23 protein-coding genes are annotated in these 25206 nt (G+C 36.6%); 11 read left to right on the forward strand and 12 right to left on the reverse strand.

Annotated features, from left to right (window positions below):
- Window positions 1–122: 122 nt before the first annotated feature.
- The 7 genes from ABID46_RS04450 to ABID46_RS04480 form a co-directional block, all read right to left on the reverse strand.
- The gene (locus ABID46_RS04450) at window positions 123–1460 is read right to left on the reverse strand and encodes an MFS transporter (protein ID WP_354507485.1); all 1338 of its coding nucleotides are present in this window, start codon (window positions 1458–1460) and stop codon (window positions 123–125) included.
- Window positions 1461–1490: 30 nt separating this feature from the next.
- Window positions 1491–2099 carry a bifunctional nuclease family protein gene (locus tag ABID46_RS04455; RefSeq protein ID WP_354507487.1) on the reverse strand — a complete coding sequence of 203 codons (609 nt, stop codon included), beginning with the start codon at window positions 2097–2099 and terminating at the stop codon, window positions 1491–1493.
- A gap of 305 nt (window positions 2100–2404) precedes the next feature.
- Window positions 2405–2944, reverse strand: coding sequence for a hypothetical protein (locus ABID46_RS04460; protein ID WP_354507489.1), 540 nt, complete (start codon window positions 2942–2944; stop codon window positions 2405–2407).
- A 555-nt stretch (window positions 2945–3499) separates the two neighbouring features.
- Entirely contained in the window at window positions 3500–4465 is a 966-nt protein-coding gene (locus ABID46_RS04465; protein ID WP_354507491.1) for an electron transfer flavoprotein subunit alpha/FixB family protein, read from the reverse strand.
- 75 nt (window positions 4466–4540) lie between these two features.
- Window positions 4541–5287, reverse strand: coding sequence for an electron transfer flavoprotein subunit beta/FixA family protein (locus ABID46_RS04470; protein ID WP_354507493.1), 747 nt, complete (start codon window positions 5285–5287; stop codon window positions 4541–4543).
- A 136-nt stretch (window positions 5288–5423) separates the two neighbouring features.
- Window positions 5424–6257, reverse strand: a complete 834-nt coding sequence (gene tatC, locus ABID46_RS04475; protein ID WP_354507495.1) for a twin-arginine translocase subunit TatC — start codon at window positions 6255–6257, stop codon at window positions 5424–5426.
- Window positions 6257–7228 carry a KpsF/GutQ family sugar-phosphate isomerase gene (locus ABID46_RS04480; protein WP_354507497.1) on the reverse strand — a complete coding sequence of 324 codons (972 nt, stop codon included), beginning with the start codon at window positions 7226–7228 and terminating at the stop codon, window positions 6257–6259. The genes tatC and ABID46_RS04480 overlap by 1 nt, the downstream gene beginning before the upstream one ends.
- Window positions 7229–7370: 142 nt before the next feature.
- Here ABID46_RS04480 and recQ point away from each other — a divergent pair, with 142 nt between their 5' ends.
- The 6 genes from recQ to ABID46_RS04510 all read left to right on the forward strand — a co-directional run bounded on the left by recQ (window position 7371) and on the right by ABID46_RS04510 (window position 13578).
- On the forward strand, window positions 7371–9563 hold the full coding sequence (recQ, locus tag ABID46_RS04485) for a DNA helicase RecQ (protein WP_354507499.1): 2193 nt from the start codon (window positions 7371–7373) through the stop codon (window positions 9561–9563).
- A gap of 106 nt (window positions 9564–9669) precedes the next feature.
- Window positions 9670–11187 carry a 2,3-bisphosphoglycerate-independent phosphoglycerate mutase gene (gpmI, locus tag ABID46_RS04490; RefSeq protein ID WP_354507501.1) on the forward strand — a complete coding sequence of 506 codons (1518 nt, stop codon included), beginning with the start codon at window positions 9670–9672 and terminating at the stop codon, window positions 11185–11187.
- Between the two features lie 30 nt (window positions 11188–11217).
- Window positions 11218–11640 (forward strand): BT0820 family HAD-type phosphatase, encoded by a 423-nt coding sequence (locus ABID46_RS04495; RefSeq protein WP_354507503.1) that lies wholly within the window; start codon window positions 11218–11220, stop codon window positions 11638–11640.
- Entirely contained in the window at window positions 11637–12446 is an 810-nt protein-coding gene (gene map, locus ABID46_RS04500) for a type I methionyl aminopeptidase (RefSeq protein ID WP_354507505.1), read from the forward strand. Before ABID46_RS04495 ends, map begins: the two co-directional genes overlap by 4 nt.
- Window positions 12447–12452: 6 nt before the next feature.
- Window positions 12453–12821: a diacylglycerol kinase gene (locus ABID46_RS04505; RefSeq protein ID WP_354507507.1), complete on the forward strand. Its 369-nt coding sequence runs from the start codon at window positions 12453–12455 to the stop codon at window positions 12819–12821.
- Between the two features lie 7 nt (window positions 12822–12828).
- A complete protein-coding gene (locus ABID46_RS04510; protein WP_354507509.1) occupies window positions 12829–13578 on the forward strand; it encodes a class I SAM-dependent methyltransferase in 750 nt (249 codons plus the stop codon).
- Window positions 13579–13628: 50 nt separating this feature from the next.
- On the opposite strand, the gene ABID46_RS04515 is transcribed toward ABID46_RS04510, so the two are convergent.
- The 4 genes from ABID46_RS04515 to ABID46_RS04530 form a co-directional block, all read right to left on the reverse strand.
- Entirely contained in the window at window positions 13629–15692 is a 2064-nt protein-coding gene (locus ABID46_RS04515) for a T9SS type A sorting domain-containing protein (protein ID WP_354507511.1), read from the reverse strand.
- A 174-nt stretch (window positions 15693–15866) separates the two neighbouring features.
- Entirely contained in the window at window positions 15867–16466 is a 600-nt protein-coding gene (locus ABID46_RS04520; RefSeq protein ID WP_354507513.1) for a hypothetical protein, read from the reverse strand.
- A complete protein-coding gene (locus ABID46_RS04525) occupies window positions 16460–17026 on the reverse strand; it encodes a hypothetical protein (RefSeq protein WP_354507515.1) in 567 nt (188 codons plus the stop codon). Before ABID46_RS04525 ends, ABID46_RS04520 begins: the two co-directional genes overlap by 7 nt.
- Window positions 17027–17097: 71 nt before the next feature.
- Complete coding sequence (locus tag ABID46_RS04530; protein ID WP_354507517.1) at window positions 17098–18720, reverse strand: ABC-F family ATP-binding cassette domain-containing protein; 1623 nt, start codon at window positions 18718–18720, stop codon at window positions 17098–17100.
- Window positions 18721–18780: 60 nt separating this feature from the next.
- On the opposite strand from ABID46_RS04530, the gene smpB reads away from it, so the two are divergent.
- Window positions 18781–19236: an SsrA-binding protein SmpB gene (smpB, locus tag ABID46_RS04535; protein ID WP_354507519.1), complete on the forward strand. Its 456-nt coding sequence runs from the start codon at window positions 18781–18783 to the stop codon at window positions 19234–19236.
- Window positions 19237–19292: 56 nt separating this feature from the next.
- Window positions 19293–21086: an OmpA family protein gene (locus ABID46_RS04540; protein WP_354507521.1), complete on the forward strand. Its 1794-nt coding sequence runs from the start codon at window positions 19293–19295 to the stop codon at window positions 21084–21086.
- Window positions 21087–21220: 134 nt separating this feature from the next.
- Here ABID46_RS04540 and ABID46_RS04545 read toward each other — a convergent pair whose 3' ends face one another.
- A complete protein-coding gene (locus ABID46_RS04545) occupies window positions 21221–21877 on the reverse strand; it encodes a protein-L-isoaspartate(D-aspartate) O-methyltransferase (RefSeq protein ID WP_354507522.1) in 657 nt (218 codons plus the stop codon).
- 71 nt (window positions 21878–21948) lie between these two features.
- Between ABID46_RS04545 and ABID46_RS04550 the strand changes: the two genes are divergently transcribed.
- The 3 genes from ABID46_RS04550 (at window position 21949) to ABID46_RS04560 (ending at window position 25162) form a co-directional block, all read left to right on the forward strand.
- Window positions 21949–22914 (forward strand): Gfo/Idh/MocA family protein, encoded by a 966-nt coding sequence (locus tag ABID46_RS04550; RefSeq protein ID WP_354507524.1) that lies wholly within the window; start codon window positions 21949–21951, stop codon window positions 22912–22914.
- 12 nt (window positions 22915–22926) lie between these two features.
- The gene (locus ABID46_RS04555) at window positions 22927–23814 is read left to right on the forward strand and encodes a 3-hydroxybutyryl-CoA dehydrogenase (RefSeq protein WP_354507526.1); all 888 of its coding nucleotides are present in this window, start codon (window positions 22927–22929) and stop codon (window positions 23812–23814) included.
- A 112-nt stretch (window positions 23815–23926) separates the two neighbouring features.
- On the forward strand, window positions 23927–25162 hold the full coding sequence (locus tag ABID46_RS04560) for an OmpA family protein (RefSeq protein WP_354507918.1): 1236 nt from the start codon (window positions 23927–23929) through the stop codon (window positions 25160–25162).
- Window positions 25163–25206 lie beyond the last annotated feature (44 nt).

Here is a 25206-nt window from a genome sequence, read left to right on the forward strand (position 1 = left end):
CACAAAGCAATTTACTAAAATTGCTTCAATTGGGAAAGCTTTGGCTTTCCTTTTTTTATTTATAAAAAAGGCTATCTCACTTTTGAGACAGCCTCTTTTTGCTTTATTATGAAATCATTCAATTAATGATTAATCTTCAATTCATTCGGTTTATGATCATCCTTAAACAAGAAGGCAAACAAAATACAAACCACCAAAGCATATCCGGCGAAAATGTACCAAGAAGAATTCCATCCCACTAATTTCGTTGCGGCATCCAATTCAGGTGAGAATACTTGAAAATGAGAAACAATTTCTCCTGCCGCGAGCATGCCCAAAGTTGCTCCAAAACCATTGGTCATCATCATGAAAACTCCTTGCGCACTAGAACGAATGCTTGGATCTGTTTCCTTATCCACATACAAAGATCCCGAAACGTTGAAAAAGTCAAACGCAATACCATAAACGATCATTGACAAGACAAACATCCACAATCCTGGTCCTGGATCTCCCAATCCAAACAAGGCAAAACGTAAGAACCACGCAAACATCGCCATCAACATTACCTTCTTGATTCCAAATCGCTTCAAAAAGAACGGAATCAACAAAATACACAAGGTTTCAGAAACCTGTGACAAAGAAATCAAGGCATTCGCATTATTCGCTCCCCAAGTATTGGCAAATTCTGGTACATCTTTGAAACTTGTAATAAACGGATTCGCATATCCGTTCGTGATTTGCAAAGAAACTCCCAACAACATCGAGAAGATAAAGAATACCGCCATTTTACGTTGCTTAAACAAAGCAAAAGCTTTCAAGCCCAAAGCATCTGACAAACTTCTTTTTTCGGTTGACTGATTGATTGGACAATGAGGCAAGGTAAACGAATATAAAAATAAAAGGATACCCAAAACAGCTGACACAAAAAACTGACTATAACTATTTTGGAAACTTGGAAAATTCAATTCATTCGCGAAATTAAACGCTAAACCTCCATCTACAATCCCAGCAAAATTCACAAACAACATCGAGCAAATAAATCCGACCGTTCCCAAAGTTCTGATAGGTGGAAAAGCCTTAATCGTTTCAAAATTATTGTTCACCAAAATCGTATAGGCCGTCGAATTCGACAAAGCAATCGTTGGCATATAAAAAGCAACACTGATCGAATACAGCGTAAACAAAGTTCCAAACTGAACCGCATCACCCGCATTCATAGCATAATAACCCGCCCAAATCATAAAAATCGCAGCAATAGCATGGGCATACCCCAACAAGCGTTGTACAGGAATCCATCTATCCGCTACAATCCCTAAAATAGCAGGCATAAAAATCGACACAATCCCTTGCATCGCATAAAACAAACCGATTTTCGGTCCCAATCCTACACTTCCAAGGTAATTCCCCATAGAAGTTAAATATGCACCCCAAACAGCAAACTGTAAGAAGTTCATAATAATCAGTCGAAGCTTTATTGACATATTATTTTTTGAGTATTTAATTTTTAGTAATTATCGTTTATCAAGTTCGTCACGTAGACGAGCAGCCAATTCGTAGTCTTCATTTTGAACCGCTTCTTTCATTTCCTGCTTCAATTCTTCCACCGTTTTCATCGAGAAATCATATTTTTTCTCTTGGCGCGCAACCTCCTCTTCAATCTCTCTGATGGCAGACGCAATACTCTTTTCCTCTTTTTCTTGAACTTCCAAATGAATTCCAGCCTTTTCCATCACCGTTTCCAGCGCATAAATCGGCGCATCAAAACGGATTGCCAATGCAATCGCATCAGACGTACGAGAATCAATTTCCTCCTCATTTCCATCCTTGTCTTCAAATAAAATGTTCGAATAAAAAACACCATCTTCCAACCTATGGATGAAAACCCCTTTTACAAAAAAAGAAAAAGCCCGACCAATCGAAACAAACAAATCATGCGTCAGTGGGCGGGGCGTGCGTATATCTTTTTCCATAGCCAGCGCAATGGACTGAGCCTCAAAACTTCCTATGATGATGGGCAATTTTCTCTGACCCAATTCCTCCTCTAAAATCAAGGCATAAGCTCCCGTTTGGGTTTGACTATACGAAATGCCTTTAATGTTTAATTTCACCAAATTTTCCATCAGGGTGTAAATCTAATAAAATCTACAATTTAGGGAAATTATTTAAGACGGAAAATCTATCCAATCTGATAAATTATTTATTTAAAATCGTTTATTAGAATATTTTGGGCGTCCGGGCGGGCTTGTTTCGGGGTTCCGTCTCGTCCTTCAAGACGAGACCCACTCCCTACGGTCGCGGCCCTACACATCCCTGACGCAAGAACAACCTTTCATAGCCAATATAAGAACAATAAAATTCTTACTCAAAAACAAAAAAAGCTTTAGAAGTTAAAATCCTTTAAGGCCTATATTATAATTTACGAAATTTAAAAATTATACCCAAAACGTAGATCCAAGCCAACTGTAAATCCACTAGAGCCGTTGTCTGCCCAACGATACCCCGGACCCAAAGCAAATTCAAAATTGATATGGTTCGACAAATTTCGCTTCAAACCATATTTAGAATAAACACTTAGGGATGGGACTACCTCCACATTATCAGTTCCTGATATAGTGCCAAAATCTGGAACATATTGCATTTCTAAGCCAATATAATTAGCCGCATTGTGTATCGTGTTTTTATCCTTTTCAATTCTTCGATCAAAATTATAGTAGTATTTCCCATCAATACTAAAAGTAGATGTTAGTACATAACTAAAGTTATCTTTCCAAGCCTCTCCGCCAAAGAATCCACCTTCATAGCCAATTTCTCCAGACAAAGTAAAATTTTCACTCAAAGATTTTTCATAACCAATCCATGCGCCAATTAAACCTGCCTTTACACTAAAAATATCAGTTGCTTTTTCTTGAGAAAATACATTTAAGCTTAAAAGAAAGAGGAAAAATGAATAAAAAATACTTTTCATGTCTAAGATTAAAGGTTAGAAAAACAATAATAATTAAATAATAGGATTTTCACAAAAAAAAGCCTGACAAACATTCGTTCATCAGGCTATTCTATTTTAAAAAATAGTCTTAACACTATGTACTTATTAAATTTCTTCACATACGTCATCAAATCACTTAAATCAAAATAATTCAATTTAATAATCTTAACATAACCTCAGAGAGGTTAAATAGCTGTAAAGATTGTCTCCAATAGTACCACCGACTCCAGAGGATTCGTATAAACAACCATCTAAATCCTAATTTAGTCCTTAAATAAACTCAAAACACCTAATTAGCTGTAAACAATCCCATATTGACCTCAGAGAGGTCAAATATCTACAAGAAACGCATTCAGTATTATTAAACGACTCCAGAGGAGTCGCAAAAACATCCCGCGAAATTTTGCTCAAGCATTAAGCCTGTCGTACATGAAAGAAGATTTCACAAAAAAAAGCCTGACAAATATTCGTTCATCAGGCTATTCTATTTTAAAAAAGTCTTTGTACTTGATACTTAGTACTTAATACAAAGCATTACATTCCTTTATACTTCTTTACTTCCTCAATTAATTTTGGAACTACTTCAAACGCATCACCAACGATTCCATAGTCAGCTGCTTTGAAGAATGGTGCTTCTGCATCGCTGTTGATGACAACAATCGTTTTAGAACCGTTCACACCCGCTAAGTGCTGAATTGCTCCAGAAATACCAACTGCTATATACAATTTCGGCGCAATTGCTTTACCAGTTTGACCCACGTGCTCAGAATGTGGTCTCCATCCGATGTCAGCTACTGGTTTTGAAGAAGCTGTTGCTGCTCCCAACAAAGAAGCCAATTCTTCGATCATTCCCCAGTTTTCTGGACCTTTCATACCACGACCAGCTGAAACTACGATTTCTGCTTCTTTCAAGTCGATTTTGTCAGATGAAGCTTGTTCTACTTTTACCACTTTCACTTTTGAATCCGCATCAGAAACTGAAACGTTTGCCGCTTCTTCTGTTCCTGCAACTGGATTTTCTTTCAATCCAAATGCGTTTTGTAATACGGTTACAACTTTTGCTCCCTCTGTCACCTCAACAGTTTCGATTCCTTTTCCAGAGAAAGCTCTTCTTTCTGCTGTAAAAGGTGCCACATTGGATGGTGCTGCAATCACATTGGTTACCAAAGTAGCATCTGTTTTCAATGCCAACAAAGGTGCAAATGAAGATGCATCATTGGTTGCTGGTAAAACGATGGTATCACCATCTTTTAATTCGCTCAATACTTTCGCATAAGCGTTTGGAGAAAAACTTTTCAAAGCATCGTTCGATACTTTCAATACTTTGTTTGCTCCATATTTGTACAAAGAATCTGAAGATTCTGTTGCATTGATTGCCACAGCGGTCACTGTATCACCTGTTTTGTCTGCAATCGTTTTTGCATAAGAAATTGCTTCAAATGCTGCTTTTTTATATTGTCCGTCAGCCGAGGCGGACTCTGCGTATACTAAAATTGCCATTTTTTAATTTGTTTAAAGTTTGACGTTTAATGTTTAAGGATTTTCATCTTTGACCTTAAACTTGAAACTTTGGGTTTAGATTACTTTTGCTTCTTCGTGTAATAAACGAACCAATTCCGCTACATTGTCTTTATCAATCAAGGTAACATTTCCACGTTCCGCTGGTTTCACATATCCAACCACTTTCAATTTAGAAGAAGTTTGTTCAGCCTCAACTAAAGTCAAAGGTTTTGTACGAGCCGCCATAATTCCTCTCATGTTTGGAATTCTCAATTCAGTCTCATCAACCAATCCTTTTTGACCAGCAATTACTACAGGGAATTGAGCAGAAACAGTTTCTTTACCACCGTCAATTTCACGTGTTGCTTCTACAGAAGAACCTTCCACTTTCAACCCAACACATCCGTTTACAAATGCATAATCCAAAAGACCTGCTACCAATCCTGGAACTTCTCCACCATTGAAATCAATCGATTCTTTTCCAGTCAAGATGATATCGTATCCACCCTCTTTTGCAACCTTAGCAATTTGAGTCGCGACAAATAAACCATCTCTTGCATCAGCATTCACACGGATTGCATCATCTGCTCCAATCGCCAAAGCTTTTCTCATCACAGGTTCAACTGAAGCATCACCAACTGTTACTACGGTAACTTTTGCTCCTTGCGTTTCTTGCAATTGAACTGCACGAGTTAAACTAAATTCGTCATGTGGATTGATCACAAATTGAACGCCGTTTTTGTCAAACTCCTTTCCGTCACTTGTGAAATTTATTTTCGCAGTAGTATCGGGAACACTACTGATACATACTAATATCTTCATTGTATACTATTTTTATATGTTTCTATTGTCTAATATGAAATGCTTAATTCTTCATACTCTATCAATTAAGCTTTTCAAGTCCGTAAATTTAACGAAATTTATTTGTTATGCACGCATAACAACTACAAGATTTTTATCATTTTTTAATCAGGTCTCTTGCCTCAGATTTCAATTGCTTGTTGTATACATATTTCGTAATATACACACTAAATTCGTATAAAATTAACAATGGAATCGTAGCAATCATCATACTCATCACATCGGAAGGAGTAATCACAGCAGCAATGACCAAAATTACGACCAAGGCATGCTTGCGATAAGTTGTTAAAAATTGAGGTGTTAAAATTCCAATTTTTGCTAGAAAATACGCGAAAACTGGAAAAAGAAATACAATTCCCATCCCTAACAAAGTCTGAATAAACAATCGCGTATAACTAGACAAAGTCCATTCATTGGAAATCGAAAACGGATTATACGAAAACAAAAACTGAATCGAAAAAGGCAACATGAAAAAATAACTGAACAAAACGCCTGTCAAAAAGAAAAAGGTGATTCCAGCAACTGCTCCGTTGGTATGTTTGCGTTCGTTTTCGCTTAATCCTGGACGAATGAATTTCCATATTTCATACACCACATAAGGGATGGCTAGAATCAGTCCACAAACCAAAATGGCAAAAATCTGTGCCGTAATCTGTCCTGCAGGAATCAAATTTTTCAATTCCTTGGAATAGTCAAAACTCTTGGAGTATATAGGATCAATTCCGATGGATTCTGCCAATGAATTCAACATTTGATAGGTGAAAAAATCTGAACTCAATGGAGCCATGATAAATTGATTGTTGATGGTTTCCCAAAAAATTCCGCACAAAATCGCTCCCACAAAAATCGCTATTACCGAACGAATCATGTGTCCTCTTAACTCAAAAATATGCCCTAAAAAGGACATTTCCTTTTCTTTCCCCTCTTCCATTATGCTTCTATTCCGTGTTTGATCAAGGCATGTAAATCCAAGATTCCAAAATATTTCTCTTCACGATCGACCACAACCAATTGTCCAATATTATAGTCTCTCAATCGATTGAAAGCATCAACTGCTTTCTCATCCTTGTAAACCATTTTCGGATTCAATGTAATGATGTCTTTGGCTTTCAAATGATGAAAATCTTCTTTGTATTTCTGTAAAGTTCTTCTCAAATCTCCATCGGTAATTACGCCAACAATCGTATCATCTTCCAACACGACCGTAATACCATTTCGACCAGAAGTCAATGAATCAATCACTTCAAAAATGGTGGACTCAGGTGAGACAAACGGACGTTGAAAAGTATCCATCACATCTTCCACATTCCACAACAATCGTTTGCCCAATGCGCCGCCTGGATGGAATTTCGCAAAGTCTTCGCCACCAAATCCGTTCAATCTCATTAAGGCAACCGCAAGAGCATCACCCATTACCAATTGAGCAGTGGTACTTGTAGTCGGAGCTAAATTATTGGGACAAGCCTCACGTGAAATCGTGATATCCAATACTATATCAGCATGCTTCGCTAAATCAGACTCTAAATTTCCTGTAATCGCAATTAATCCAGAGGAATTTTTCTTTAAAATCGGAGCAATGTCTTTGATTTCTTGACTATTTCCGCTTTTGGATAGACAAATCACCACATCCTCCTGGTCCAACAATCCTAAATCTCCATGAATGGCTTCAGATGCATGTAAAAATTGACTTTTTGTTCCGGTAGAATTAAAAGTTGCGACCATTTTATTGGCGATATGAGCACTTTTTCCAATGCCAACTACAACAACTTTTCCTTTTCTATTCTGAAGTTTTTCAATTGCTTGAGCAAAATCATTCCCTAATTTTTGAGCAATTTGGGAAAGTTCAGTAATTTCGTCCTGAAATACTACTTTAGCGATTGCTATGATATCTTGATTTTCCAAATCTAATAAGATTTTGCCTATATAAAATATTTATCGTATTTTAGGTCATTGACCAATTTCGAATTTTCAACTGTTTTCAATTGAAAGTTCAAATATAGCAACTTTGAAAAGTAGAAAAAATTAAAATAGTCTTTTTGTAAGGATGAGTGAAACAATAGAACTAACCTCTAGTTTGAAAAAACATTTTGGTTTCGACCAATTTAAGGGGCAGCAAGAGGAGATTATAAGAAGCTTACTCAATGGAGATGATGTGTTTGTGTTAATGCCGACAGGAGGAGGAAAATCTCTATGTTACCAATTACCTGCTTTAATTTCAGAAGGTGTTGCTATCATTGTATCTCCTTTGATTGCATTGATGAAAAACCAAGTAGATGCAGTACGAGGCATTTCTGCGGACAACAATGTTGCGCATGTTTTGAATTCATCTTTGAATAAAACAGAAACCAAAAAGGTAATGGACGACATCAAAAGTGGAACCACCAAGATGTTGTATGTCGCTCCAGAATCCTTAACAAAAGAAGAATACATTGATTTCTTCAAAACTGTAAATATTTCTTTCTTTGCGATAGACGAAGCACACTGTATTTCGGAATGGGGACATGATTTCCGTCCAGAATACAGAAACTTAAAACATATCATCAATAAAATTGGAGATGCGCCAGTTATTGCTTTAACAGCAACGGCTACTCCAAAAGTTCAAGATGATATCCAAAAAACATTGGGCATGTTGAAGGCAAAAGTGTTCAAAGCTTCCTTTAACCGTCCTAATTTGTTTTATGAAATCCGTCCAAAAGTCAATCAAGACAAAGAATTGGTGAAATTCATCCATCAATATTCTGGGAAATCGGGTGTTGTCTACTGTTTGAGTCGTAAAAAAGTGGAAGAAATCGCCCAAACTTTGCAAGTCAATGGCATCAAAGCGATTCCGTATCACGCAGGATTGGACACCAAAACAAGATCAAAACATCAAGATATGTTCTTGATGGAAGAAGTCGATGTTGTGGTAGCGACCATTGCTTTCGGAATGGGAATTGACAAACCAGATGTACGTTTTGTCGTGCATTATGATATGCCAAAAAGTTTGGAAAGTTATTACCAAGAAACCGGTCGTGCAGGTCGTGATGGCGGAGAAGGATATTGTTTGGCATTCTATGATTACAAAGACATAGAGAAATTAGAAAAATTCTTAGCTTCCAAACCAGTTGCAGAGCGTGAAGTAGGCTTACAATTGTTAGGAGAAGTTGTTTCCTATGCCGAAACATCCATGTCAAGACGTAAATTCTTGTTGCATTATTTCGGAGAGGAATTTGATGAAATCAATGGTCTTGGCGCCAATATGGACGACAATATGCGCAATCCAAAGCAATTGATAGATGCGAAAGTAGATGCACAATTCATGTTGGAGGTCGTTCAAAAAACCAAAGAAATACTACGAATCAATGACCTTGTCAATACCGTTATGGGGAAAGAAAGTTCAACGATTAAAAATTACAATATTCAGTTTGAAAATTTCTTCGGTAAAAACAATGACAAGGAAGATTATTATTGGAAAAGCATTGCTCGACAATTAATTGTTCGAAATTATTTAGTGAAAGAAATTGAAACTTATGGCATTTTAAAACTAAGTGACAAAGGAAAATCTTTCATTGAACAACCAGAAGAATTCATGATTGCAGAAGATACCGATTATAAAAAATTATTGACGGAATCTGCCAATGAACCCGTACAACAAGCACCTGCCGCATTTGACGATGTCTTGTTAAAACATCTGAAAGAATTGCGTAAAAAAATTGCCAAACAACATGGAATCCCTCCATTTGCTGTGTTTCAAGATCCAAGTTTGGACGATATGACCATGCAATATCCAACCAATCTGAAAGAATTGACCAATGTTTTTGGGGTTGGAGAAGGAAAAGCCAATAAATTTGGAAAACCATTTGTGGAATTTATTGCGAAATATGTTGAAGAAAACGACATCATTCGTCCAGATGAAATGGTTATCAAGAGCGTTGCTGACAATTCCAGTCATAAAGTTTACATCATCAAAAGTGTTGATAGAAAAATTGACTTGGAAGATATGGCCGAAGCCAAAAGTTTGTCGATGACAGATCTGATTACCGAAATGGAACGAATTGTTTACCAAGGAACCAAATTGGATATTGGCTATTATATCGATGAAATTTTAGATGAAGATCAACAAGAGGAAATTCACGAATTCTTGATGGAAGCAGAAAATGATTCCATGACGACGATATTAAAGGAATTTGGGGACGAATACGAAGAAGACGAATTACGTTTGATGCGAATTAAATTCATCAACGATATTGCAAATTAATAGTTGGAGAAGATGAACGATTTGCCAATTTAAGAAGGATTAAAGATTACACGATCCTTTTGAATTGCCAGATTTGTTCATCTTTTCGTTTATAAAATCAAAACCTATGAGCAAAAAAGTCATCCTTATGATTTTGGATGGTTGGGGAATCAATCCCAACGAAAAAGTTTCTGCAATTGCCAAAGCAAACACTCCATTTTACGATGCCTGCCTTCAAAAATACCCCAATGCGACTCTTATTACTTATGGGACCGACGTAGGATTACCAGAAGGCCAAATGGGGAATTCAGAAGTAGGTCATATGAATTTGGGTGCGGGACGCGTGGTTTACCAGAATTTAGTTCGACTCAATATGGCGGTTCAGAATAAAACTTTCTTAAATGAAAGCATTCTGAATTCACAATTTCAATTTGCTCGAGACAACAATAAAAAAGTTCATTTCATCGGATTAACTTCCAATGGTGGTGTTCATTCGCACATCAATCATTTGTATGGCTTGTTAGATGCCGCTGCTGAATATGGCTTAACCGACAATGTATATGTTCACGCATTTACCGATGGTCGTGATTGCGATCCCAAAAGTGGTGTGAAATTCATCGGTGATTTGATGGAACATATGCAACATTCTACAGGAAAACTTGCATCAATTGTTGGTCGTTACTATGCTATGGATCGTGACAAACGTTGGGAACGTGTGAAAGAAGCCTATGATTTAATGGTGAAAGGTGTAGGGAAATTTACCCAAGATCCTATTCAGGCAATTGAAGATTCCTACAAGGAAAAAGTAACAGACGAATTTCTAAAACCAATTATTCTGGATAAGGATGGAATAATTGAAGAAGGAGATGTTGTTATCAATTTCAACTTCAGAACAGATCGCGGAAGAGAAATTACCCAAGTTTTGACGCAAGACGATTTCCCAGAATTTGGGATGCAGGCATTATCCCTTCGTTACATTACGCTGACCAATTATGACAAAACTTTCAAAGGAGTTCAAGTTGTCTATGACGATAGTGAAATTCCAAAAACATTGGGAGAAGTTTTAGAAGATCATGGAAAAACCCAAATTCGAATCGCGGAAACAGAAAAATATCCGCATGTAACCTTCTTCTTTTCAGGAGGTCGAGAAAAACCTTTCGAAGGAGAAAAACGAATTCTTTGCCCATCTCCAAAAGAGGTTCCAACCTATGATTTGAAACCCGAAATGGCGGCACATGAAATCACCAAAAATATTTTGCCTGAAATCATGAATAAATCAGCCGATTTTATTTGTTTGAATTTTGCCAATACAGATATGGTCGGTCATACCGGCGTATTTGAAGCGGCAGTTCAAGCCGCGGAAACGGTTGATAAATGCGCAGAATCGATCGTTAAAACCGCCTTGGAGAACGACTATTCCATCATTATTTTAGCCGATCACGGAAATGCCGATGTGATGGTCAATCCAGATGGTTCGCCCAACACACAACATAGCACAGAATTGGTTCCGTTTATATTGATTGAAAAAGAAGAATCCTATAAAATCACAAACGGAAAATTGGGAGATATTGCGCCCACCATTTTGAAATTAATGGATATTCCGATTCCAAACGAAATGACAGGAAACGTCTTGCTTCACAATTAATTTGTACTTTTGCACGACTTGAACGATACTATGAAAAGTTACATAATTGCGGTTGATTTTGACGGAACCATTGTCGAAGATGCTTATCCAAAAATTGGAAAGCCCATGATTTTTGCATTTGAATCGATGAAGCAATTGCAATCTCAAGGTCATCGTTTAATCCTTTGGACGTATCGACATGGCAAAATGTTGGATGAAGCTGTGGAGTTTTGTCGCGAAAATGGAATTGAATTTTATGCGGTCAACTCAAGTTTTGAAGACGAAAAATTTGACTCTTCCACTCAAAGCAGAAAAATTAACGCCGATTATTTTATCGATGATCGAAATTTGGGCGGATTTCCTGGTTGGGGCGAAGTGGTTCAGATTATCAATAAACGAATTGAATTTTCCATTGGAACTCATGGAAAAGAAAAAGAAAGAAAGAAAAAGAAAAGAGGATTTTTTGGAATATGATTCATTTAAAAAATAAAGAAGAATTAGAATTGATGTACCAAAGCGCCCAATTGGTGTCAAAAACCTTGGGTATGTTGGCAAAAGAAATAAAACCAGGGGTTAAAACCATCGATTTAGATAAAATGGCCTACGATTTTATAAAGGACCACGGAGGTGAACCCGCATTTTTAGGATATGGAGGTTTTCCAAATTCTCTTTGTATGTCACCCAACGAACAAGTCGTTCACGGATTTCCCAACAACGATATTTTGAAAGAAGGCGATATTCTTTCTGTCGATTGCGGTGTTTTCATGAATGGATTTGTAGGAGATCATGCCTATACATTTGAAATCGGTGAAGTTGCACCTGAAATCAAAAAATTATTGAAGATCACCAAAGAATCTTTGTACAAAGGTATTGAACAAGTGCTTCCAGGAAATCGTGTAGGTGATATCGGACATGCTATCCAAACCTATTGCGAAAAAGAAGGATATGGTGTTGTGAAAGAATTAGTTGGTCATGGCTTAGGTAGAGTGATGCATGAAGACCCACAAGTTCCTAACTATGGACGAAGAGGTACTGGAAAAGTTCTAAAAGAAGGAATTACCTTGGCCATCGAACCGATGATCAATATGGGAACCGATAAGGTTCGTTTCCATAAAGACGGTTGGACGGTTACCACAAGAGACAATATGCCTTCTGCTCATTTCGAACATGATGTTGCCATCATCGATGGGAAACCTACTCTACTTTCTACTTTCCAATACATTTACGATGCCTTGGGAATTGAAAGTGATGAGGAAAAACCCTTTTTGTATAAAAAATAAACGACTATGTTTCGCTACTTCCGTTCCATGCAATACGCCTTAAATGGACTTATTTATGCTTTGCGAACGGAACGAAATGTACAAATATGGTTGGGAATCGCCATCATTACCATTGGAATTGCGTTTTGGCTAGAAGTTTCGCAAACCGAACTATTAATCATTTTGCTTTGGATGTTTCTCATAGGAGTTTCGGAATATTTGAATACGTCTATTGAAAAATTAGCAGACAGAGTTACAATGGAACGAGACGAACAAATCAAACATGTCAAAGACATTGCAGCAGGAGCAACCTTTCTCGCATCAATTGGAGCAATTGTTACGGGTTTGATTATTTTTGTTCCGAAAATTTTGGAAAAATTTGAAAGCACTCCTTAAAAAAATCATGAACGTCTTACCAAGACCCATGCTCATACGATTGAGTATTTGGGCAAGACCGATTTTGGTTTGGATGTACCGTGGAAATAAATTCACCGACCCAATCGATGGGAATTCCTACAAAGCTTTCCTTCCCTATGGATATGAAAAACAACGTCAAAATGTGCTTTCTCCCGGAACTTTATCTTTGGAACGCCATCGTTTAATGTGGTTGTATTTGCAACAAGAAACCAATTTTTTCTCGGCACCGTTGAAAGTTCTTCATATGGCACCCGAACAATCTTTTTACAAAAGATTTCGAGCATTGAAAAATCTGGATTATACGACTTGCGATTTGGATTCTCCGATTGCCGATGTAAAAGCCGATATCCAAAATTTACCATTTGAAAACGATTCCTTTGATGTGATTTTTTGCAACCATGTTTTGGAACATGTAGAAGATGACAAAAAAGCTTTGCATGAATTGTATCGGGTGATGAAACCAGGCGGATGGGGAATTTTACAAGTTCCAATTCGTTATCAGCAAGAAAAAACATTTGAAGACCCGACGATTACAGACCGTCAAGTGCGAATTGAAAAATTTGGGCAATACGATCACGTTCGTGTCTATGGAAGAGATTATTACGAGAAATTAGCTGCAATCGGATTTTTAGTCGAACAAGTTAATTTATCGGAAAACCTAACCGACGAAGAAATCAAACGATTTGCTTTGGAAAAAAACGAGATTTTGCCGGTAGTCAGGAAAATCGGAAAATAAAAAATCTGCAACTGTAAAACAATTGCAGATTCATGATTAAAAATTTCAATTTATTTTAATACTAATTTTTTGGATTGAACTGCTCCGTCTTCCGTTTGGATTTTCAAAACATATACTCCTTTTGGTTGATTGATCAAATTGATTTGTAATTGATTTTTTTGATTGAATTCATCCTGATAAACAAGTTCTCCCTTGACCGAATAAACTTTGAGTTGTCCCGAATTGGATTTTTCTGTTTTGATTTCAAAAATTCCGGTGGATGGATTGGGATAAACCTGTAATTTATCGGCAATCGTTTCTGCAACATCTGATGAACGTGTTTTGATGAATAAAGCTTTAATTTCTTCTTTCATTTCGTATGTCAATTCAAAATTCAAATCTGTTTTTCTTTGATAATTATAAGTAATCTGATACGCCCAACCATCTGAAAAACAGCTTTCACAACAACTTGGAATATACATCCCGATTACATAAAACTTATTGTTTTGGAAACCGTTATAGGTAGCAAAATTGGTAGAAGGAACGCCCCAAGATGCTCCTGAAGTTACTGCTCCATAGCTTCCGCTGTCATCACTCCAAGCAAATGTCCCCGGAACCATAGAACCAAATAGCGGTCCGGTAGGATTGGTTGTTTCATAAACAAACCAGGCATAATCTGATTCCATTTCGCAGCTTTCATTTAGAAAAGGATAAGGATCTATGCTAGCCGAAATGGTATTATTTCCTCCATTGTGTGTAACCGTCAGATTATAGTCAGGATCTTGTTTTTCCTGAAGGGAGATATCATCAATGGCAATATCATTTCCATCGCCCAATCCATCTTCTTTCAGACGAATGGAAATTCTGTTCTTTTGACCTGTCGCCGTAAAACAACCGGAAAGTAACATCCAGTCGCAAGGATCGCTCGGATCTGTATTGATTTGAGTATAAGGCACGACTATGGTTCCATTTATTTCAATTTGAATTTCCGGTAGTATGTCAAACGTACATTGTGGCATATTTTTTAAATTGACACAGAAATTGTATTCTTTACCTTTAGTTAACCCAAGTGTTTGTGAATAAATTACTGAACTAGAACCAGCCGGTTGGTTTGTCAGCCCATTGACCAACAAATAATTTTCATTGGCCGAATACAAATCGGAATCTACACAATACGAATGGTCATTGATAGTTGCTCCGAAGTTGGCAGCCGAATTGGTCACATGGTATTGTCCCGGCAAAGTCGCGGAATTTTGATCATAATCACTGTTGAATCCCGTATTTCCTGATTCGAAATTGGCATTTGCCAATAAGTTTTCATTTTTTTCACAACAGTAAGCGCCGGTTGTTGAAGTGGAAGGTTCTTCAAACTGCATACAGAAATTATCAAAACCGATGTATCTTCTTCTATAAGGGCCTGGGATAGGCACATCATCTCGGGTAATCATGATATGCGTAATATCCGGACTTGCATTGATAAGATTTGAATCAAATGTCAGAGAAAATGGTTGAAATGTATTGACTACATTTTGGGGTATGGTAACAGAGCCCAATTTATAAACCACAACTCCATTTCCCGTAGGCCAAAGATTATAATCTGTCGGTATAAACATTTGAGTCGGAGGGTTGGATAAAATATTTCCGGGATTATACACACCAAATATTCCCACTACTACATCCATATCGCCATTGGAAGATCGCGTAAGGTCGGCAGCATCAAAGTTAAATGTATAAATACCTGAATTTGACGGCACCGGCGTACTTAGTTGATTGTACATGCCTTCTCTAAATGCCGGAGATGTATTATCTGAATTTTGAATCCACATTCCCGAAAAAATTCCGTCAGGATTTGTCGGGTTAATCAATACCGAATGACTGGCCAAAGCCGTAGAATTATTACAATAAATATCGGCCAAACTATTAAAACCTCCCCATATACGAAACCAGCCTGTTGCCAAATCAATATCATTATCTAAAACAGCTTCCGGATCACCGGTAACAGTTTCAAAGTTTCCATTTTGGAAATAATTTCCTGTACAAAATTCCGGATTGGGTCTTCCACATCTCTCTGATTGCGCATATAAAGTAGCGCAAAATAGAATTAAGAATTGAAATAATGTAAATTTGAGTTTCATGATAATTCGTTTTAAAAATTTGCTTACTCTGATGTAGGATTTTCAGCATCTTCCTGTCCAAAACATTTTTGAACATCACAAATTTCTAAAACAATACCTGCCCTATCATGCGTATTTAAACCCTTTTGGATCAAGTGATTTCAACTTTTATCTCAGGGGATAATCACCCTGTTGTCATTTCATATTTTCATTGGGTAAAGTGGGCTCGGGTTCAGGTTCTACCATCAAAACTTCAACTTTATGAAGAAAAGCAGAGTCCTGTTTATCATAAAAAGAGGTAGCCGAATAATTATTATCCAAAATAGTTGAAATTTTTTCCAGCTTTAATTCAGTTCCTATCCTCTTGTATTTTGCTTTTAGCCAATACCAATCCTTGCATATCATATATTCATCACTTCTTTCGACCAATTTCAAATTCTTTAAATCAAAAAAACGTTCGGGTTGAACACTTTCAGCATCAACCCAAATGGTAAAATTTTCTTCTTCAATTTTTTCTGTAAATTCATAAAATGACCGATTTACGCAATCCATCATAGTTGTATGCAAATAAATATGGTTTTCGGTGACCAAAAAATTGGAAAATAAATCACCATTTTGAAAGGAGCTTCTGTCTTCAATTGTGGAATTTCTCAATTCGATTAAATGCGGTAAAGTTTCACGAATTTCTTTGGAAAGGATTCGATTGTATGGAATAACTTCACTTTCAGTTTTCTTTCCTTCTTGACAATTGGTTAGAAAAAAGAAGACAAATACTATTATGTAAATTCTCACCATTCTGATAATTCTTCTTCAATTATTTCCATACGAAATTCATCATCTTCCTCAACAAATAAATCTTCCGCAGGCCTTCCTTCTATAATTTCTGTATTTTTCTTCGATACAATTTCACCTTTCTCATTCATTTGATACCTTGACCAAAATCCATACGGATGACAAAGATTCAAAATAGGTTCTGTCTCAACATATTTTTGAAATAGTTCCATATCAAAAAATCGTTCTGGACTTTTACTTCTTCCGTCAATTTCCACATAAACATAATAATCTTTTATTTTTTCCCAACTATAGAAATATTTCACTTCTGGAAATTTGGGGCAATCTTTCATCGATTCAAAAAATGATGCATATACCTGATTCTTGGTAACAAGAATGTTTAACCGAATTTCATTTGAATTGGGATACTTTTTCAAATATACACCTATTAATAAATCAAATTCCATCTTTAAATTTTCGTTTGTGATCAAAGACTTATCTTCTTTCGGAACTTCTACTTCCGATTTCGAAGTGCAACCCAAAATCAAAATCCCACAAAAAATAAGAACTAAAAATCGACTCATACATTCATTTGAATTTTCAAGGTACAAAAAAAGGCGCTCAACGGCGCCTTCTATTTTCAATTCATCAGAAATTAAGAATACATTTCTGCTTTTAATTCTTTTACTTTTTTGTCTTCCAAGAATTCATCATAGGTCATATAACGATCAATAATTCCATTAGGAGTCAACTCAATGATACGGTTACAAACGGTTTGAATCAATTCGTGGTCATGAGACGCCATCAACAAAGTTCCTTTGAAATTTTGCAAAGAGTTGTTCAAAGCTGTGATCGATTCCAAATCTAAGTGACCTGTTGGTTCGTCCATCAATAACACATTGGCGCGAAGTAACATCATACGAGAAAACATACAACGCATTTTTTCACCTCCTGATAAAACCGAAGATTTTTTCAATGCTTCTTCTCCCGAGAATAACATTTTCCCAAGGAATCCACGCATATATTCTTCATGACGTTCCTCGTCTGAATCTGTATATTGGCGTAACCAATCTACCAAGTTGATGTCTTCTTTGAAGAAGTTGGTATTGTCCAATGGTAAATATGCTTGGGTAGTTGTAATTCCCCAATTGTATTCACCTGTGTCTGGTTGTGCATTGCCAGAAAGAATTTCAAAGAATTGGGTTACCGCTTTGGAATTTTTAGAGAAAACACCAATCTTGTCCCCTTTTTTCAAGTTTAAATTCAAATCTTTGAACAAAACTTCTCCATCAACCGATGCAGACAAATTGTTAACTTCCAAAATTTGATCTCCAGCTTCACGAGATTGCTCCCAAATAATTGCCGGATAACGACGAGAAGAAGGTTTGATTTCTTCAATGTTCAATTTATCGATCATCTTCTTACGAGCTGTTGCTTGTTTCGCTTTTGCAACGTTGGAAGAGAATCGAGCGATGAACTCTTGCAATTCCTTTTTCTTTTCTTCGGCCTTCTTGTTTTGTTGAGCTCTTTGTTTTGCCGCTAATTGAGAAGATTGATACCAGAATGTATAGTTACCTGAATATTGGTTAATCTTTCCAAAATCCAAATCACAAATATGTGTACAAACTGCATCCAAGAAGTGACGGTCGTGCGATACAACGATAACCGTATTTTCATAATCAGCCAAGAAATCTTCCAACCAAGAAATGGTATAAACGTCCAATTCGTTGGTAGGCTCATCCAATACCAAAACGTCTGGATTTCCAAACAAAGCTTGTGCTAACAAAATTCTCACTTTTGCTTTGTTATCCAAATCACCCATGAGCGTATAATGCATATCGGATTCGATCCCAACATTAGACAACAAAGTTGAAGCGTCAGATTCTGCATTCCATCCACCCATTTCTTCATAAATTACACCAAGTTCACCAGCTTTGATCCCATCTTCTTCCGAGAAATCTGGTTTCGCATATAAGGCATCCATTTTTTCTTTGATATCGTATAACACCTGATTTCCACGTAAAACGGTATCAAGCACTGTATATTCATCATATTTAAAGTGATTTTGTTCCAAGAAAGACATTCTTTTTCCTTTTTCCAAAGAAACATGTCCAGAGGTCGGATCAATTTCACCGGATAAAATCTTTAAAAAAGTCGATTTTCCGGCTCCGTTGGCACCAATGATACCATAACAATTGCCGTTTGTAAATTTTATATTAACTTCGTCGAATAAAACTCGTTTTCCGAATTGCAACGATAGATTAGATACTGTTAACATTATTGAATTGTATTTAATTGATTTAAAAACGGTGCAAAGGTACGAATTTTTAATGTATTTATGCAGAAAGGAGAAATCAACATAAAAAACAAGCGCGCTCGATTTGAATATGAATTAATGGATAGTTATGAAGCGGGAATTCAGTTATTTGGAACCGAAATCAAATCCATCAGAATGGGAAAGGCGAGCATAACGGAAAGTTTTTGTCAATTCAAAGAGGGAGAACTCTATATCATTAATATGTTTATTGATGAATATGATTGGGGAACTTATTTTAATCACAAAACAAGAAGGGACCGAAAATTGTTATTAAAAAAAAATGAGCTCAAAAAATTGGAACGCAAAACCAAAGAAACGGGCAATACAATTATAGCTACAAACCTGTATATCAACCAAAAAGGGCTCGCAAAAGTCAAAATATATTTAGCCAAAGGGAAGAAATTATTTGACAAAAGAGAAACGATTAAAGGAAAAGATTTAAAAAGAGATTTGGATAGAATCATAAAGTATTCTTAAATTTGCATTTGGATTGTGTTATAAACATAAAAAATTAAAACACTAAATATTTGATAATGAAAAAGTTTAATCTATTATTAACCGCTCTAATGGTACTGATTTTAAGCAGTACTGTTTTGAACGCCCAAAACAAAAGAGATCCTTGGGCTGTGACAGTGGGTATGCATGCAGTTGACTATACGTCAGTTCGTGGTGTTGGTAATGAGTTCTTCAATTACAACAACTACAGCATCGTTCCACCTTTATCTAAATTATCAATCATCAGAAACTTAAACCGTTTCTTTGATGTTGATTTAACTGCGTCTGTTGGTGAAGTTGACAACGACAGATTACGTATTTCTGACGAATTATTTATTAACGCAGGTTTAGGTTTGCGTTTCAAAATCTTAGGAGGTAACTCTTGGTTTGACCCATACTTACGTATCGGTGCTAACTACAACCGTTACGACTTCACAGGTTTGAACCCTAATGGTGATACTTTACCAGCTGGATACCCAGTATATGGTAACCACGAAGGAGATCAAACTGGAGAAATCGTTGACCAATTGTACGGAGAAGCTAAATTAGGAAAAGACCATTTCGGAGTTTCTGGAGGTGCTGGTATCAATTTCTGGTTTACTAAAAACTTCGGTTTGAACATTGCTTCTGACTACAACTGGATTCCTTCTTCAAAATCTGACTATTTCGATTTCTTCCAACATACAGTTGGTGTTACGTTCCGTTTTGGAAACAAAGATAGAGATGGTGACGGAATTGAAGATGACGTAGACGACTGTCCTGATACTCCTGGTATCCCATCTGACATCCCTGGATGTAACGGATGTCCTGATACTGACGGAGACGGAATTTGTGATAACAATGACGCTTGTCCAGAAGAAGCTGGTCCAGCTGAAAACAACGGATGTCCTATCTTAGATAGAGACGGAGACGGTATCTTAGATGCTGATGATGATTGTCCTGACACTCCAGGTGTTGCTTCTTCTATCGAAGGATGTAACGGATGTCCAGACTCTGACGGAGATGGTGTATGTGATGGAAAAGATCAGTGTCCTAACGAATTCGGAACTGTTGAAAACAACGGATGTCCAGAAATCGCTGACAACTGTACTGATATCCAAGCTATCAAAGATGCATTGAAAAACGTATTGTTCGAGTACAACTCTGACAAATTAACTGCAACTTCAATGACTACTTTGGATGCTATCGCTCCAATCTTAACTTCTGACAAAATTAAAAATGCTCGTTGGTTAGTTGAAGGTCACACTGACTCTAAAGGTTCTGATAAATACAACATGGATCTTTCTAAGAGACGTTCTGCATCTGTTGAGGCTTACTTAGTTTCTAAAGGTGTTCCTGCTTCAATCTTGAAATCTGTAGGATTCGGTGAATCTTTACCTATCACTACAAACGATACTGACGAAGGTAGAGCTAGAAACAGACGTGTTGAGTTGAAATTTGCTGATGCAAACTTCCAACCAGCTGCAATCGAAGTTACTGGTGACTGTGCTAACGTACAAATCACTGACTTAGCTAAGATGATCTATTTCCAAACTGGAACTCATACTTTGGTTGATGCTTCTAAACAAAGCTTAGACGTTATCGCTCAGTACTTGAAAGCAACTGAAGGTAACTATGAAATCCAAGGTCACACTGATGACGTAGGTAGCGATGCAAACAATATGTCATTGTCTCAAAGACGTGCACAAACTGTATTAGACTACTTAGTAGGTAAAGGTGTTCCAGCTGAAAGATTGAAAGCTGTTGGATACGGAGAGTCTCAACCTAAATTCGACAACAAAACTGTTGACGGAAGAGCTCAAAACAGAAGAATTGAAATTGTGAAACAATAATTTCATATTCAAATATTTACCAGAAAAGCCGCTCATTGAGCGGCTTTTCTATTTATAATTAGTTTCAAATAAAGAGAAATAAAAAAGGGATAAATCGCTTGATCTATCCCTTTTTAACTTTAAAAAATATCTTACTATCTCTTTACCTCTTTTTCTGTGCGCTCCAACATTGGAACAAATTGACAATCTCCAAATTCCATGCGTTCAAAATCTCGTTCACTCACACGCAAAAAAGTAGTCATCATCTGATTAGTTGTTCCCAATGGAATCACCATAATCCCTCCAATTTTTAATTGCGTTAAAAGTGTTTTCGGAATAGTTGCCGAACCTGCCGTTACAATAATTCGATCAAATGGCGCAAATGATGGCAAACCTTTGTATCCGTCTCCATAGGTTGCATATTTAGGTCGAATTTGAATTTTACGAAAGATACGTTGAGAAAAATCAAATAATTCTTTTTGTCTTTCAATGGTATAAACTTCCGCACCCATTTCAACCAATACGGCAGCTTGATAACCACTACCGGTTCCAATCTCCAAAACTTTATCGCCTTTTAGTACATGCAATAAAGAAGTTTGTTTTGCTACCGTATAAGGATGAGAAATCGTTTGACCTGCTGCAATTGGAAACGCATTATCCTGATAAGCAAATTCCTCAAATGCACTGTCAATAAACAAGTGACGAGGAACCCTATTGATGGCTTGCAAAACATTTTCATCCTCAATTCCTTTTTCCCTTAATAACCTGACTAACTGTTCTCTTTTCCCTTTGTGTTTAAAATCGTCTATCACCCCTACATTTTTCTACAAAATTGGGAAAAATTATAGGTATTCTCTGTATTTTTAGGCTCAAAAATAGACCCATGTTAAAAATTGGTGTTTTAGGAGCTGGACATTTGGGGAAAATCCATTTGAAATTAGCCAACCAATCAGAAAAATTAGATTTAGTCGGATTTTATGATCCCAATCAGGAAAATGCTGAAAAAGTAGAAAAAGATTTCGGCTACAAAGCATTTGCGACCATTGAAGAATTGATTGAAGCAGTAGATGTCGTTGATATTGTGACGCCTACTCTTTCTCATTATGAATGTGCTAAAAAAGCCATTATTGCTGGAAAACATATATTTCTTGAAAAACCCATTGCGAATTCAGTTCAAGAAGCTGAAGAAATTATTGCATTAGCAAAAAAACACAATGTAAAAGGACAAGTAGGACATGTAGAACGATTCAATCCAGCATTTAAAGCTGTAAAGAATATCATTCAGAACCCTATGTTCATTGAAACCCATCGATTGGCCGAATTCAATCCAAGAGGAACAGATGTTCCAGTCGTTTTGGATTTGATGATTCATGATATCGATGCTATTTTAAGTGTTGTGCAATCAGAAGTGAAAGAAATTCATTCAAGCGGTGTAGCAGTCATCAGTGAATCTCCCGATATCGCCAATGCTAGATTGGTTTTTGAAAATGGATGTGTTGCCAATATTACCTCAAGTCGTATTTCATTGAAAAATATGCGCAAATCTCGCTTCTTCCAAAAGGACGCTTATATCTCAGTCGATTATTTGGAAAAGAATTGTGAAGTAGTGAAAATGAAAGATGCACCAGAAGTTCCTGGTGAATGGGACATGGTCTTGCAAAATGCTGAGGGTGTCAAAAAACAAATCTATTTTGACAATCCAGATGTAAAACAAAACAATGCCATTTTAGATGAATTGGAAAGTTTTGCAGACGCCATCAACAATGATACAATTCCTTTGGTTACCTTGGAAGATGGAACCAATGCACTTCGAATTGCCTACCAAATTATAGATTCATTCAATAAATAAAACATACAAAAAATGAAAAATATAGCTGTTATAGGAGCTGGTACAATGGGAAATGGAATCGCCCATACTTTTGCTCAGAAAGGATTTCAAGTAAATCTTATCGATATATCAGAAAAATCCTTGGAAAAAGGAATGGCGACCATTACCACCAATTTGGATCGTATGGTTGCAAAAGAAACCATTTCAGAATCCGATAAAAATGCCACTTTATCCAATATCAAAACCTTCACTTCAACTGAAGAAGGAGTGAAAAATGTAGATTTGGTAGTAGAAGCTGCTACTGAAAATGTGGATTTGAAATTAAAAATCTTCCAACAACTATCGGAAATCACAGCAGAAAATGTCATTCTTGCTACGAATACATCTTCCATTTCCATTACACAAATTGCAGCGGTAACCAATCGTGCCGATAAAGTAATTGGAATGCACTTTATGAATCCTGTTCCGATTATGAAATTGGTTGAAATCATTAGAGGATACAATACTTCTGACGAAGTGACCAAAACAATCATGGATTTATCAGTGACTTTAGGAAAAGTTCCAGTGGAAGTAAATGATTATCCTGGATTTGTTGCCAACCGTATTTTAATGCCAATGATCAATGAATCTATCGAAACATTGTACAACGGTGTAGCAGGCGTTCAAGAAATTGATACGGTCATGAAATTAGGAATGGCTCACCCAATGGGACCTTTGCAATTAGCAGATTTCATCGGATTGGATGTTTGTTTGTCTATCTTGAATGTAATGTACGACGGCTTCAAAAATCCGAAATATGCACCATGTCCATTATTGGTCAATATGGTGATGGCTGGAAAATTGGGCGTTAAATCTGGAGAAGGGTTTTACGATTATTCGGAGTCCAAAAAAGCTGAGAAAGTTTCGAAATCCTTCCAATAAAGGATATAAATGTTAATAATTTTAAGAAATTATTAAAAATGTTTATATATTAGTGTGTCCAAAAATTTTCTAATAAATATTTATGAAAAAACTTTCTATTTTATTTACTCTTATGCTATTACTATGTTCTTCTAGCATGTTCGCACAGAATATGTTAAAGAAATGGTATATCAGTGGTGGAGTTCATGCAGTTAACCATCCAAGTGTTAGAGGATTTGGAGAAGGTTTAACAGATGGTGATAATTGGTCATTTGTACCACCACTATCTCAAATCTCTGTTGCCAGAACCTTGAATCGTTCTTTCGCAGTTGATTTACAAGCTTCTGTTGGCGAAATTGACAACAAGAGATTGATGATTGACAACGAGTATATGGTATTGGTGGGTCTAGGTTTACGTTACCGTTTTGCCAATGGATATATCTTAAAAGAAACCTCTTGGTTTGACCCTTATTTACGTTTAGGAGCAAATTATCACCGTATGCCATACCGTGGATTAGAATTTAATCCAGTGGTTTATGGAGATGATGGTTCTGGAAATCAAGTTCCTGTAAGTGGTGTTATTGATGTTTGGGGTGACGCTTTGGAAAACGGAGCTGTTGCACAAAATGATCATTTCGCTATTTCTGGTGGATTGGGGATGAACTTTTGGATTTGGCCTAAAATCGGGATCAATTTAGAAGCTCAATATGTTGCTGTACCTGCGATTAAATCAGATTACATCGATTTCTTCCAAGCAAAAGCTGGTTTAGCGTTTCGATTTGGTAAAAATGACCGTGATAAAGACGGAATCGTCGATGAAGAAGACGAATGTCCAGATACTTGGGGTCTAGCAGAATTCAACGGTTGCCCTGATACCGATGGAGATAAAATCCCAGATCATTTAGACAAATGTCCTGAAGAAGCTTGTCCAAATGGAGAAGAAACAGATGAATACTACTGTGAAGAAGGATGTAAGAAAATGAAAGAAAAACCTGTTGATCCTATTGAACCAATTGAGCCAATTGAAGTCATCAAAGAAATTTCATTCAATGATGTATTATTTGAATTTGACAGTTCAGTTTTAACAGGTGATTCAACTGAAAAGGTAAAAGAAGCTGCAGCAATTATTCAATCTCAATCTGGAAACTATTTTGTGGACGGATTCGCAGATAGCGATGGTTCGGAAGCCTACAACTTGAATTTATCAAGAAAACGTGCGCAAGCAGTGAAAGATGCCTTGGTAAAAGAAGGAGTTGATGCTAACCGTTTAGAAGTTCGTGCATTTGGTGAACAATATCCAAAATGTACTAACGAAACACCGGAAGGTAGAGCATGCAACCGTCGTGTTGTAGTTCTAGAAAGATATTAATGCAATTTTTTATCATAAAGAAGGAGAGTTTTTATAACTCTCCT

This window comes from Moheibacter stercoris (assembly GCF_040545805.1).
In the GTDB taxonomy this organism is placed as follows: Bacteria; Bacteroidota; Bacteroidia; order Flavobacteriales; family Weeksellaceae; genus Moheibacter; species Moheibacter stercoris.

Excerpts from the sequence above, each read along its gene's own strand:
- ABID46_RS04505 (WP_354507507.1), top strand. The coding sequence starts at position 12,453 with ATGTTTCGCTACTTCCGTTCCATGCAATACGCCTTAAATGGACTTATT.
- gpmI (WP_354507501.1), top strand. The coding sequence starts at position 9,670 with ATGAGCAAAAAAGTCATCCTTATGATTTTGGATGGTTGGGGAATCAAT.
- recQ (WP_354507499.1), top strand. The coding sequence starts at position 7,371 with ATGAGTGAAACAATAGAACTAACCTCTAGTTTGAAAAAACATTTTGGT.
- ABID46_RS04460 (WP_354507489.1), bottom strand. The coding sequence starts at position 2,944 with ATGAAAAGTATTTTTTATTCATTTTTCCTCTTTCTTTTAAGCTTAAAT.
- ABID46_RS04450 (WP_354507485.1), bottom strand. The coding sequence starts at position 1,460 with ATGTCAATAAAGCTTCGACTGATTATTATGAACTTCTTACAGTTTGCT.
- ABID46_RS04560 (WP_354507918.1), top strand. The coding sequence starts at position 23,927 with ATGCTATTACTATGTTCTTCTAGCATGTTCGCACAGAATATGTTAAAG.
- smpB (WP_354507519.1), top strand. The coding sequence starts at position 18,781 with ATGCAGAAAGGAGAAATCAACATAAAAAACAAGCGCGCTCGATTTGAA.
- ABID46_RS04555 (WP_354507526.1), top strand. The coding sequence starts at position 22,927 with ATGAAAAATATAGCTGTTATAGGAGCTGGTACAATGGGAAATGGAATC.
- ABID46_RS04530 (WP_354507517.1), bottom strand. The coding sequence starts at position 18,720 with ATGTTAACAGTATCTAATCTATCGTTGCAATTCGGAAAACGAGTTTTA.
- ABID46_RS04550 (WP_354507524.1), top strand. The coding sequence starts at position 21,949 with ATGTTAAAAATTGGTGTTTTAGGAGCTGGACATTTGGGGAAAATCCAT.
- ABID46_RS04510 (WP_354507509.1), top strand. The coding sequence starts at position 12,829 with ATGAACGTCTTACCAAGACCCATGCTCATACGATTGAGTATTTGGGCA.
- map (WP_354507505.1), top strand. The coding sequence starts at position 11,637 with ATGATTCATTTAAAAAATAAAGAAGAATTAGAATTGATGTACCAAAGC.
- ABID46_RS04525 (WP_354507515.1), bottom strand. The coding sequence starts at position 17,026 with ATGAGTCGATTTTTAGTTCTTATTTTTTGTGGGATTTTGATTTTGGGT.
- ABID46_RS04515 (WP_354507511.1), bottom strand. The coding sequence starts at position 15,692 with ATGAAACTCAAATTTACATTATTTCAATTCTTAATTCTATTTTGCGCT.
- ABID46_RS04540 (WP_354507521.1), top strand. The coding sequence starts at position 19,293 with ATGAAAAAGTTTAATCTATTATTAACCGCTCTAATGGTACTGATTTTA.
- tatC (WP_354507495.1), bottom strand. The coding sequence starts at position 6,257 with ATGGAAGAGGGGAAAGAAAAGGAAATGTCCTTTTTAGGGCATATTTTT.
- ABID46_RS04465 (WP_354507491.1), bottom strand. The coding sequence starts at position 4,465 with ATGGCAATTTTAGTATACGCAGAGTCCGCCTCGGCTGACGGACAATAT.
- ABID46_RS04470 (WP_354507493.1), bottom strand. The coding sequence starts at position 5,287 with ATGAAGATATTAGTATGTATCAGTAGTGTTCCCGATACTACTGCGAAA.
- ABID46_RS04495 (WP_354507503.1), top strand. The coding sequence starts at position 11,218 with ATGAAAAGTTACATAATTGCGGTTGATTTTGACGGAACCATTGTCGAA.
- ABID46_RS04520 (WP_354507513.1), bottom strand. The coding sequence starts at position 16,466 with ATGGTGAGAATTTACATAATAGTATTTGTCTTCTTTTTTCTAACCAAT.
- ABID46_RS04455 (WP_354507487.1), bottom strand. The coding sequence starts at position 2,099 with ATGGAAAATTTGGTGAAATTAAACATTAAAGGCATTTCGTATAGTCAA.